The organism is Mesorhizobium sp. B2-3-4, from assembly GCF_006442315.1.
Classification (GTDB): domain Bacteria; phylum Pseudomonadota; class Alphaproteobacteria; order Rhizobiales; family Rhizobiaceae; genus Mesorhizobium.
Genome location: NZ_VFVY01000036.1, coordinates 23,845 through 33,666, shown reverse-complemented (window position 1 = coordinate 33,666; position 9,822 = coordinate 23,845). Strand labels below are relative to the sequence as shown.

General features: G+C 64.6%; 10 protein-coding genes. 6 read left to right on the top strand and 4 right to left on the bottom strand.

Annotated elements, in window-relative coordinates; translation table 11 throughout:
* Positions 1-470 precede the first annotated feature (470 nt).
* A complete protein-coding gene (locus FJ967_RS32775; protein WP_140702643.1) occupies positions 471-1,109 on the bottom strand; it encodes a LemA family protein in 639 nt (212 codons plus the stop codon).
* A gap of 149 nt (positions 1,110-1,258) precedes the next feature.
* Here FJ967_RS32775 and FJ967_RS32770 point away from each other — a divergent pair, with 149 nt between their 5' ends.
* From FJ967_RS32770 to FJ967_RS32745, 6 genes are all read left to right on the top strand, one after another.
* Positions 1,259-1,510, top strand: a complete 252-nt coding sequence (locus FJ967_RS32770; protein ID WP_140736451.1) for a hypothetical protein — start codon at positions 1,259-1,261, stop codon at positions 1,508-1,510.
* A 14-nt stretch (positions 1,511-1,524) separates the two neighbouring features.
* On the top strand, positions 1,525-2,409 hold the full coding sequence (pdxY, locus tag FJ967_RS32765; protein ID WP_140736450.1) for a pyridoxal kinase PdxY: 885 nt from the start codon (positions 1,525-1,527) through the stop codon (positions 2,407-2,409).
* The gene (locus FJ967_RS32760; protein WP_140736449.1) at positions 2,406-3,176 is read left to right on the top strand and encodes a DUF429 domain-containing protein; all 771 of its coding nucleotides are present in this window, start codon (positions 2,406-2,408) and stop codon (positions 3,174-3,176) included. Before pdxY ends, FJ967_RS32760 begins: the two co-directional genes overlap by 4 nt.
* 148 nt (positions 3,177-3,324) lie before the next feature.
* Positions 3,325-3,969 (top strand): carbonic anhydrase, encoded by a 645-nt coding sequence (locus FJ967_RS32755; RefSeq protein ID WP_140736448.1) that lies wholly within the window; start codon positions 3,325-3,327, stop codon positions 3,967-3,969.
* The gene (locus FJ967_RS32750; protein ID WP_140736447.1) at positions 3,966-4,400 is read left to right on the top strand and encodes a nuclear transport factor 2 family protein; all 435 of its coding nucleotides are present in this window, start codon (positions 3,966-3,968) and stop codon (positions 4,398-4,400) included. Before FJ967_RS32755 ends, FJ967_RS32750 begins: the two co-directional genes overlap by 4 nt.
* 98 nt (positions 4,401-4,498) lie before the next feature.
* Complete coding sequence (locus tag FJ967_RS32745) at positions 4,499-6,553, top strand: M3 family metallopeptidase (protein ID WP_140736446.1); 2,055 nt, start codon at positions 4,499-4,501, stop codon at positions 6,551-6,553.
* A gap of 40 nt (positions 6,554-6,593) precedes the next feature.
* Here the strand turns inward: FJ967_RS32745 and FJ967_RS32740 are convergent, their stop codons facing one another.
* The 3 genes from FJ967_RS32740 to FJ967_RS32730 are packed head-to-tail and all read right to left on the bottom strand — an operon-like array spanning position 6,594 to position 9,780.
* Positions 6,594-8,069 carry a M81 family metallopeptidase gene (locus FJ967_RS32740; RefSeq protein WP_140736445.1) on the bottom strand — a complete coding sequence of 492 codons (1,476 nt, stop codon included), beginning with the start codon at positions 8,067-8,069 and terminating at the stop codon, positions 6,594-6,596.
* 20 nt (positions 8,070-8,089) lie between these two features.
* On the bottom strand, positions 8,090-8,914 hold the full coding sequence (locus FJ967_RS32735; protein ID WP_140736444.1) for a carbohydrate ABC transporter permease: 825 nt from the start codon (positions 8,912-8,914) through the stop codon (positions 8,090-8,092).
* Complete coding sequence (locus FJ967_RS32730) at positions 8,911-9,780, bottom strand: sugar ABC transporter permease (protein WP_140736443.1); 870 nt, start codon at positions 9,778-9,780, stop codon at positions 8,911-8,913. Before FJ967_RS32730 ends, FJ967_RS32735 begins: the two co-directional genes overlap by 4 nt.
* Between the last annotated feature and the right edge of the window lie 42 nt (positions 9,781-9,822).

Here is a 9,822-nt window from a genome sequence, read left to right as displayed (position 1 = left end):
GAACCCTTGGCCTCGAAGGCGGCAAGCTTCTGGGTCAGCGCGGCCCGTGTGCCGGCATCGATAATGCCGGCATTGTCCACGACACGGCCGGTGAGAGCTGGGAGATCAGCGGCGAAAGCGGCCAGGGGGAGGAGAAGGAGGCTGACTAGAAGGCCAAGAAAAGTGATGTAAACGCGAGGCGCCCCTCTCTGTCCTGCCGGACCCGGCCCTTCGCTGTCGCTCCGGGCGTTCGTCGCTCGGAAAGCCAAGCAGTTGGCTTTCCGTCCGCTGCGCGGACCGCTCCTCACCCCCCTCAAGGAGGGAGATTGGCGGCTCAACCGCTGGCTCTCCCTTTCAGACTTTAAAGATTGGCGAAAGCCAAGACGACAGCTGATCTCCCCCCTCGTGGGGGAGATGTCCGGCAGGACAGAGAGGGGGGCTTGCACGCCAGCGGTCCGTCGTTCTCGCGGAATTTATTCCGAACCGCCCGCTCAGCCGCCCTGCTTCGTGCCGAAATCGACCTTCGGCGGCTGCATCTTGTCTTCGTCGACGGTGAAGTTGGCGAAGGGCTCGTTGCTGCGGAACCAGAAGGTCGCCCACAGCACCGAGGGGAAGGTTTTCAGCGTCAGATTGTAGTCCTTGACCGCCTGGATGTAGTCGCGGCGGGCTACGGCGATCCGGTTTTCCGTGCCTTCGAGCTGCGCCTGCAACGCCAGGAAGTTCTGGTTGGCCTTGAGGTCGGGATAGGCTTCGGACACGGCGATCAGTCGCGACAGCGCGCTGGTCAGGCCGGACTGGGCGTCCTGGAATTTCTTCAGCGCTTCGGGATCCTTCAGCGTTTCCGGCGTCACAGTGATCTGGGTCGCCTTGGCGCGCGCTTCGACCACCGCGTCGAGCGTGTCTTTTTCATGCGAGGCATAGCCCTTCACCGTCTCGACCAGATTGGGGATGAGGTCGGCACGGCGCTGATACTGGTTCAGCACCTCGCTCCATGCCGCCTTGGCGTTCTCCTCCGCCGTCGGGATGGTGTTGTAGCCGCAGCCGGCTAGCAGCGGCAGCACGATTGCCATCATCAGGAAGGCGGGCAGCGTGCGGAATGTCGATGGTCGAGCAAGGCGCTGGGCAAGCATGATGGGTCCCTCGATAGAGTTGCATGCGAAGCATTACCACAATCGGCGCGCAAGAAAACGGCCAAGGCCAGGTTGCAATCCTCGCGCCTCGCAGGCCCTGTGATTGGCCGCGCGAACGCGATAAGGTCCCGTGAAAACAGGACATCATCATGGCGCAACGCCAGGACAGCGACAGCGAATCGCGCCGTATCCTCGAGCGAGTCGCGCAGGAGACCGATCCGGCCGGCAACTCTTTCGTGGCACGGACGACGAAAGGTGTGCGCGACCATGTCTCCGCCGTCGATGCCGACCGTACGGACCCGATCGAGGTCTGGGGCACGCGTATTGGCCGGATACTCGGCCTGCTTCTGGCGCTGGGCCTGATGGTCTGGCTCGTGCTTTTCCTCATCCGGGGCAGCTAGGAATCGAAAATAGAATGAGCGCCGAAAAACCCGACGCGCCGCGCGCGGTCATCGTCATTTCCAGCCATGTCGCCCGTGGCTCCGTCGGCAACCGCGCCGCCGTCTTCGCGCTGGAGACGCTGGGCTTTCCGGTCTGGGCGGTGCCGACGGTGATCCTGCCCTGGCATCCCGGTCACGGCCGCGCCACCCGCATCGTGCCGCCGCTCGACCAGTTCAAGGCGCTGATGGCTGACCTGGAGCGCGCGCCATGGCTGGGCGAGGTCGGCGCCGTGCTGTCGGGCTATCTAGGCGAGGCCGGCCAGGCCGAGGCGGTCGCCTCGCTGGTATCAGCGGTCAAGGCCAGGACGCCGGATGCCGTCTATATCTGCGATCCGGTCATGGGCGATTCCGGCGGTCTTTATGTGCCCGAGCCGACCGCCGCCGCCATGCGCGACCGGCTGATGCCGATCGCCGACATCGCCACCCCCAACCGCTACGAACTGGAATGGATGGCCGGCGCGCCGCTGCCCGACCTGAAATCGGTGATCTCGGCCGCCCTCCACGCCGGACCGTCGACGATGCTGGTTACATCGGCGCAATCGATGATGACGGGCGGCACCGGCAATTTGCTGCTCGACGGCACCCAGGCTCTGCTCGCCGAGCACCGGCTGATCGACAAACCGCCGAACGGCCTGGGCGACCTGACGGCGGCCGTCTACCTGGCGCGAATCCTGTCCGGTCAGCCGGCGATCAAGGCGCTGCAATCCACCACGGCGGCGGTCTACGAGATCCTGGCGCGCACCGCAAAGCGCGGCGGCGACGAATTGCAACTCGAGACCGATGCGCAAAGCCTGTCCCATCCGATGGCCATGGTGCAGCTTCGCCACCTCACGCATCCGGGGCGGGACCGCCGGGCGTGAATTCGGCTGGCATCGAACTGGTCGGCGCCGACGGCTGCAAGGCCGGCTGGGTCGCTGTCCGGTGCGGTCCTGGTGCATCGCCGTCAGTCGCGGTCTTTGCCAGTTTCGCCGCGCTGCTTGCGGCAATTGCCGAGGATGCGGTCATCGCCGTCGACATGCCGATCGGCTTGCCTGAATTTTCGCAAAAGGGCGGGCGCGGACCGGAGGCGCTGGTACGACCGCTGCTCGGGCCGCGCCAGTCCAGCGTCTTCTCCATTCCGTCCCGCGCCGCCCTCTATGCCGACACCAGCGACTTCACCACTCTGGAGGCCTGGTATGAGGCTCATCGCCGGGCGAGCGAGGTTGCAAAGGTGACATCCGATCCGCCGCGCGGCGTGTCGATCCAGGCCTTCGGCATCTTTTCGAAGATCCGCGAGATCGACGCGCTGCTTATGGCGCGGCCTGCCCTGCGCGGCCGCATCTTCGAATCGCATCCGGAAGTGGCCTTCTGCCGCCTGAATGGCGGCCAGGCGATGCGGCTGCCGAAGAAGATCAAGGGCAGCATCAATCCGGTCGGCATGGAAGAGCGCAAGGCGCTGCTATGCCGGCATGGCTATGACATGGACTTCCTCGATCGGCCGCCGCCGCGTGGCGCGGCAGCCGATGACTTCCTCGATGCGGCCGCGATGATGCTGGTCGCCGGCCGCATCGCCGACGGCACGGCAAGGCCGTTTCCCGACCCGCCGAATGCCGACGGTTTTGGGATACCGGTCGCCATCTGGGCATGACAATGTGCGCTGGTCTCTCACTTTGGCGCATGGCATTTATGGCCAGCCCCCATAATTCTGCATTGCTCGTGACGGGCTTTTGCCGTTAGAGCCTTTCCTCGACCGCAATGAGCTGCCGCCTCCAACCCGGAAAGGCCTTAGCCGCCCCATGCCTCATCTTCCCGAACATCTGCTTACCGGCTATCGCAACTTCATGAATGGCCGTTATCTCGCCGAGAGCGGTCGCTATCGCGACCTTGCCCGCGAGGGACAGTCGCCGGAAACCATGATCGTCGCCTGCTGCGATTCGCGCTCGGCCCCCGAAGCGATCTTCGACGCCGGTCCCGGTGAGCTCTTCGTGCTGCGCAATGTCGGCAATCTGGTGCCGCCTTACGAACCGGATGGCGAGTTCCATTCGACGTCGGCCGCGCTCGAATTCGCCGTTCAGAGCCTCAAGGTCAAGAACATCGTCGTCATGGGCCACGGCCGCTGCGGCGGCATTCGCGCCGCGCTCGACACAACGTCCGCGCCGCTGTCGCCAGGCGACTTCATCGGCAAGTGGATGAGCCTGATCGCGCCGGCCGCCGAGACAGTGGCCGCGAGCACGATGATGACGGCGACGGAGCGCCAGACCGCGCTGGAGCGCATTTCGATCCGCTATTCCCTCGCCAACCTCAGGACCTTCCCTTGCGTCTCGATCCTCGAGGGCAAGGGGCGGCTGTCGCTGCACGGCGCCTGGTTCGACATTTCGACCGGCGAACTCTGGGCGATGAACAAGGAGACCGGCGATTTCGAGCGGCCGGTGCTGGAATGATGCGGGCGGCGCGCCAGCTGACAGACGTCCGGCCGTTCCTATTCACGGCAGCGGCATTGCTGCTGGCGATCATCGCCGCGCGTGCCGATGACGGCACCATCATCAGCCGCTGGTATTCGGCCCTGCTTGTCGCCGACCGCACCGAACTCTCGGATCTGCTCGCCGACGACGTCCGCATCAACCTCGACGACCTCGGCGTCGTGCAGAGCAAGCAGGAGTTCATCGCCTCGCTCGACGAATGGAAAGGCGCCGTTGCCGGCGCCGCCATCCGGCACCGCATCGAGAAGAGCGAAGGTGGGGTCACCACCGTGATCGCCTGCTACGACTTCCCCAACAACAATGTGCTGATGCAGGAAACCTTCGCGGTGGCCGACAGCCACATCACCGCCAGCTCGCAAGCGGCGATCGCCGAAAACTGCGACGGCTACTGAAGCGGATCGGCCAGCTGCCATATTGCGGGCTTGCCGACCGCGCCCTACATCGGTGACATCCCTCCGCTGCCTTGCCGGCCCCTAGCGAAAGACCCTCCATGCCCTCCACGAAAGCCGTCGACCTCGCCGCCCATCCATTGACCGCGTGGCAGGGACCGCTCGGCCTGCCTGATTTCGCCCATATCGGCGACGGCGATTTTTCGCCGGTCTTCGACGCGGCGCTGAAGGCGCACGAGGCGGAAATCGACGCGATCGCCGGCAACAAGGACGCGCCGACCATCGAGAACACACTTGCCGCGCTGGAACTGGGCGGCGAGGCGCTGGATCACGTCTCGTCGATCTTCTGGTGCCGCGCCGGCGCCTACACCAACGAGACGATCCAGGCACTGGAGCGCGATATCTCCCCGAAAATGTCGCGGCATTTCTCGGCGATCTCGATGAACGAGAAGCTGTTTGCCCGCATCGACGATCTCTATCAGCGCCGGGAAGCCCTGAAGCTCGACCCCGAGACGCTGCGCGTCCTGGAAAAGACCTGGAAGGGCTTCGTCCGTTCCGGCGCCAAGCTCGATGCCGACGGCAAGAAACGACTGGCAGGGATCAGCGAGGAGCTGTCGTCGCTCGGCACGACTTTCGGCCAGAACGTGCTTGCCGACGAGCGTGACTGGGCGCTGTTCCTCGACGCATCAGACCTCGCCGGCCTGCCCGATTTCGTGAAAAGTTCGATGGCCGAGGCGGCCGAGATGCGCGGCCAGAAGGGCCGCTACGCCGTCACCCTGTCGCGCTCGATCTACGAGCCGTTCACGACCTTCTCCGAACGCCGCGACCTGCGCGAAACGGCCTTCCGTGCCTTCACCATGCGCGGCCAGAATGGCGGTGCGTCCGACAACACGGCTGTGGTCCGCGACATGCTGAAACTGCGCGCCGAGAAGGCCAAGCTGCTCGGCTACGCCTCCTTCGCCGCACTCAAGCTCGACGACACCATGGCCAAGACGCCGAAGGCGGTGCATGCACTGCTCGATCCGGTCTGGGAAAAGGCGCTGGAGAAGGCGGCCGCCGACCAGAAGGAACTGGAACGGCTGGCGGCGCAAGCAGGCAGCAACGAAAAATTCGCCGCCTGGGACTGGCGCTTCTACCAGGAGAAGCTGCGCGCCGAGAAATTCGCCTTCGACGAGGCGGAACTGAAACCCTACCTGCAGCTCGACCGCGTCATCGACGCCTGCTTCGACGTGGCCACACGCCTGTTCGGCATCACCTTCGAGGAGAAGAAGGGCATCGCCGCCTGGCATCCGGACGCGCGCGTCTTCGTCGTCAACAATGCCGACGGCAGCGAGCGCGGCCTGTTCCTGGCAGACTATTTCGCGCGGCCTTCGAAACGCTCCGGCGCATGGATGAGCGCGCTGAAGTCCGGCTATCGTCTCGGCCATGGCTCGAAGCCGGTGATCTACAACATCATGAACTTCGCCAAGCCGCCGGCGGGTGAACCGGCCCTGCTGTCGGTCGACGAGGCCAAGACGCTGTTCCATGAGTTCGGCCATGCGCTGCACGGCATGCTGACCGACGTCACCTGGCCGTCGGTCTCGGGCACCTCGGTCAGCCGCGATTTCGTCGAGCTGCCCTCGCAGCTCTACGAACACTGGCTGACCGTGCCGGCGGTGCTGGAAAAGCATGCGCTGCACGTCAAGACCGGCAAGCCGATGCCGAAGGCGCTGCTCGACAAGATGCTGGCCGCCCGCACCTTTGGCGCCGGTTTCGCCACGGTCGAGTTCACCGCCTCCGCCCTGATCGACATGGCGTACCATGCACGCCCCGACGCGCCGGCTGAGCCGCTTCGTTTTGAAGCCGAGACGCTTGAGCACCTGCATATGCCCGACACGATCGCGATGCGCCACCGTACCCCGCATTTCGGCCATGTCTTCGCCGGCGACGGCTATTCGGCCGGCTATTATTCCTACATGTGGTCCGAAGTGCTCGACGCCGACGCCTTCGCCGCCTTCGAGGAAACCGGCGACCCCTTCAATCCGGCGCTTGCCGAGCGGCTGCGGAAGAATATCTACGCCGCTGGCGGCTCGAAGGATCCCGAAGAGCTCTACACCGCGTTTCGCGGCAAGATGCCGTCGCCTGAAGCGATGATGGTGAAGCGCGGGTTGGTGTAGCGCGCCCCTGCCTTTTCCCACAAGGGGAGAAGGCAGAACGCTACATCCCCCACGGATCAGCCGCCCTCGGCCACACCGGCCGCGTCAGCTTCCTGTAATCCGTCACCGCCGGATTGCTGGGATAGGAACTCGGCGCCGCGACATAGATGATCTCGGCGGCGATCGGCTCGAAGCCGGCGTAGAAATGATTGGTCGACTTGATCAGCAGGATGTCCTTGGACATGGGATCGATGCCGATATTGGAAAAGATATCGGGCTCGAAGGTCTGCGTGCGGTTGGTGTTGAGGATGACGTCGACCTCGGTGCCTTCGATGCGCACGACCGCTGAAGGCCCCAATGTCACCCGGCTCGGCCCGAAACTCTGCCACCCCTCTGAAACGGCCTTCAAAACGGTCACGCGGGCGTCGATCGGTTCGCCCGCCTGCGGCCCGGCCTTGCCGCCGAAACGCAGGTCGATGACCGCGCCCTCGCCCGCCGCCTGACAGAACGTCACCGCGATCGGATCCCAGATCGTCGCGACACCGACGCTTGTGATGCCGCGCGCCAGAATTTCGCGCAGCACGAAGGTGCCGTCGCCCGGCACGCCGCCACCCGGGTTGTCCCAGATATCGGCGATGACAGCCGGCTTGTCCTGGCGCGTTGCACGCACGGCCAACGCGCGCTCGATGCCATCGGCCGAGGAAAGCATCGTCATCGCGGTCTTTTCGCGCAAGCCGTAGAGCTCTCGCCCCAGCCGTTCCGCCAGCGCATCGCCGCCGGCCTTGTCATTGTCGGTGACGACAAGGATGCGCGTGCCCATTTCCGGCACGTCGGCGGCCATGAAGCCATGAATGACCGAGACCGACAGCACGCCATCCCTGCCATGCAGCGCCTTGATGCGATCAACGAAGGACCGCATTGGCTCGCGGCTTGTCGGCAACACCTGGATCATGCGGCAGTCGAAGGTCGAAATCACAGGCTTGATTTCACCGCGCGCCGCCGCCAGCCCGAGCTCGACCACGTGCTCGCCGCGCTCGTAGAAATCGGTGTGCGGGAATTCGAGGAAATAGCCCATGACATTGCAGGCGGCCACGCGCTTCGGTGTCAGGTGGCTGTGCGGGTCGAACTCCGAAGCGATCACCACATCAGGCCCGACGATGTCGCGTATCCGTGCGAGCAGGTCGCCCTCGCAATCGTCATAGCCTTGCGCCACCATTGCGCCATGCAGGCCCAGGATCACGGCATCGACCGGCAGCGCCGCCTCGAGCTGGCCCAGGATTTCGTCGCGCAGCGCTTCATAGGTCTGGCGCTGCACCAGGCCGCCCGGCTCCGCCCAGGTGGCGGTGCCTTCGATGACGGTGAGCCCTTCTGCGGCCGCGCGCCGGCGCAGCGCCACGATCGGCGAGGAGCACAGCGTCGGCGTCTCAGGATGCTTGCCCGGCCCGGCATAGAACGCCATCTCGAACGAGGCCCGGTCGGTCGGCACCGGCGAGAAGGTGTTGGTTTCGGTCGCCAGCGAGGCGGTGAAGATGCGCATGAAGCCTTTTCCTGGAATAGTTATTTGACGGCCCCGAGCGCGAGGCCTCTGACCAGATAGCGCTGCAACCAGATGAACAGGATCGCCACCGGCAGCGTGGCCAGCAGCGTGGCCGCCATGACATGGTGCCATTCGATCGTGTAGCGGCCGGCGACGAGGGAAAAAACCTGGATCGGCAGCGTGTAGCTCTCCTGGCTGCGCAGCATGGTCAGCGCCACGACGAATTCGTTCCAGGCGTTGATGAAGGTGAAGATCGCCGTCACCGCGATCGCCGGCAGGCAGAGCGGCAGGAACACTTTTCTGAGCGTCAGCCAGCGCCCGGCGCCTTCCATCCAGGCGGCTTCCTCGAGATCGCGTGGAATGGTGTCGAAATAACTCTGCAGCATCCAGACGGTGAAGGCGACGTTGAAGGCCATGTAGATGAAACCCAGCGCGGTGGTCGATTCCACCAGCCCCCAGGCAGCCATCAGCCGGAACAGGCCGAGCACCAGCACGATCGGCGAGATCATCTGCGAGATCAGCAGGAACTGGCGGAAGGCGCCATAGCCGGCAAAGCGGAAGCGCGACATGGCATAGGCCGCGGGCACCGAAATGAGGATGGCGCCGACGGTGGCGATCACCGACACATAGAGCGAATTGGCCAGCGCCTGGCCGAAGCCGGTCGCCACCCACATGTCGGAGAAATTCGACCAGCGAAACTCGCTCGGCCACCAGCTGGGTGTCAGCACCTCGGTGCGTGGCTTGACCGCTGTCAGGAACATCACGGCGAAGGGGAAGATCGTCACCACGATCAGCGGCGACAGCAGCAGCCAGGCGATGACGGTACGCTTCAACTTGCTTCTCATGCGCGCTGCTCCCGCATGGCCAGCCTGACATAGATCATGGTGAAGACGAGCAATATGGCAAACATCACCAGCGACACCGCCGAGGCCTCGCCGAGTTTGCCGATGCGGAAGGCGAGCTTGTAGAGATGCGTCACCAGAATGTCGGTCGAATTCGCCGGCCCGCCCTGCGTCATCACCCAGATGATCGGGAACGAGTTGAAGACATAGATGGTGTTGAGCACGATGGCGATGTTTATGAACGGTTTCAGAAGCGGAAAGGTGATTTCCCGGAACTGCTGCAGCGCTGTCGCTCCTTCGAGTGCCGCCGCCTCGTAGAGATCGTCCGGGATGGATGACAGGCCGCCGAGGAAGATGGTGGTGGTGAAGGGCACCGTCACCAATATGCCGATCAGCACCTGCATGGGAAAGGCGGTGCTGGCCTGCGCCAGCCACTGGATGTTGTGGTCGATCAGGCCGAGGCCGATCAGCGCCGAATTCAGCATCCCGCTTTCGCCGTTGAGCGCCCAGCGCCAGACCACGGCCGTCATCGTCAGCGACACCGCCCAGGGCAGCATGATGATGACGCGGGCAAGGCCCCGGCCATGGAAGTCGGTGTTGAGGATCATCGCCACCGGAATCGAGACCAGCAGCGCGCCGCCGACCACCAGCAGCGTCCATAGTCCGGTGCGCCAGAGGGCCGAGACGAAGTCGGGATCGGCGGTGAGCGCGGCGAAATTGGTCAGGCCGGAGAAGTCGCGCAGCTGGCCGAACCGGCTGACGTCATGCGTCGAAATCTGGATCAGGTCCCAGACCGGCCAGAAGATGACCACCGCCGCCAGGAACAGGCTGGGCAGGGTCAGGAGATAGGGCAGGAAACGATTTTGCATCGACTGGCCGGGACCGTATTACTGTGGACCTGTGCGGGCTCG

Bases quoted from the DNA above. Each gene is read 5' to 3' on its own strand.
- FJ967_RS32775 (WP_140702643.1), bottom strand. From the start codon at position 1,109: ATGCTTGCCCAGCGCCTTGCTCGACCATCGACATTCCGCACGCTGCCC.
- FJ967_RS32770 (WP_140736451.1), top strand. From the start codon at position 1,259: ATGGCGCAACGCCAGGACAGCGACAGCGAATCGCGCCGTATCCTCGAG.
- pdxY (WP_140736450.1), top strand. From the start codon at position 1,525: ATGAGCGCCGAAAAACCCGACGCGCCGCGCGCGGTCATCGTCATTTCC.
- FJ967_RS32755 (WP_140736448.1), top strand. From the start codon at position 3,325: ATGCCTCATCTTCCCGAACATCTGCTTACCGGCTATCGCAACTTCATG.
- FJ967_RS32750 (WP_140736447.1), top strand. From the start codon at position 3,966: ATGATGCGGGCGGCGCGCCAGCTGACAGACGTCCGGCCGTTCCTATTC.
- FJ967_RS32745 (WP_140736446.1), top strand. From the start codon at position 4,499: ATGCCCTCCACGAAAGCCGTCGACCTCGCCGCCCATCCATTGACCGCG.
- FJ967_RS32740 (WP_140736445.1), bottom strand. From the start codon at position 8,069: ATGCGCATCTTCACCGCCTCGCTGGCGACCGAAACCAACACCTTCTCG.
- FJ967_RS32735 (WP_140736444.1), bottom strand. From the start codon at position 8,914: ATGAGAAGCAAGTTGAAGCGTACCGTCATCGCCTGGCTGCTGCTGTCG.
- FJ967_RS32730 (WP_140736443.1), bottom strand. From the start codon at position 9,780: ATGCAAAATCGTTTCCTGCCCTATCTCCTGACCCTGCCCAGCCTGTTC.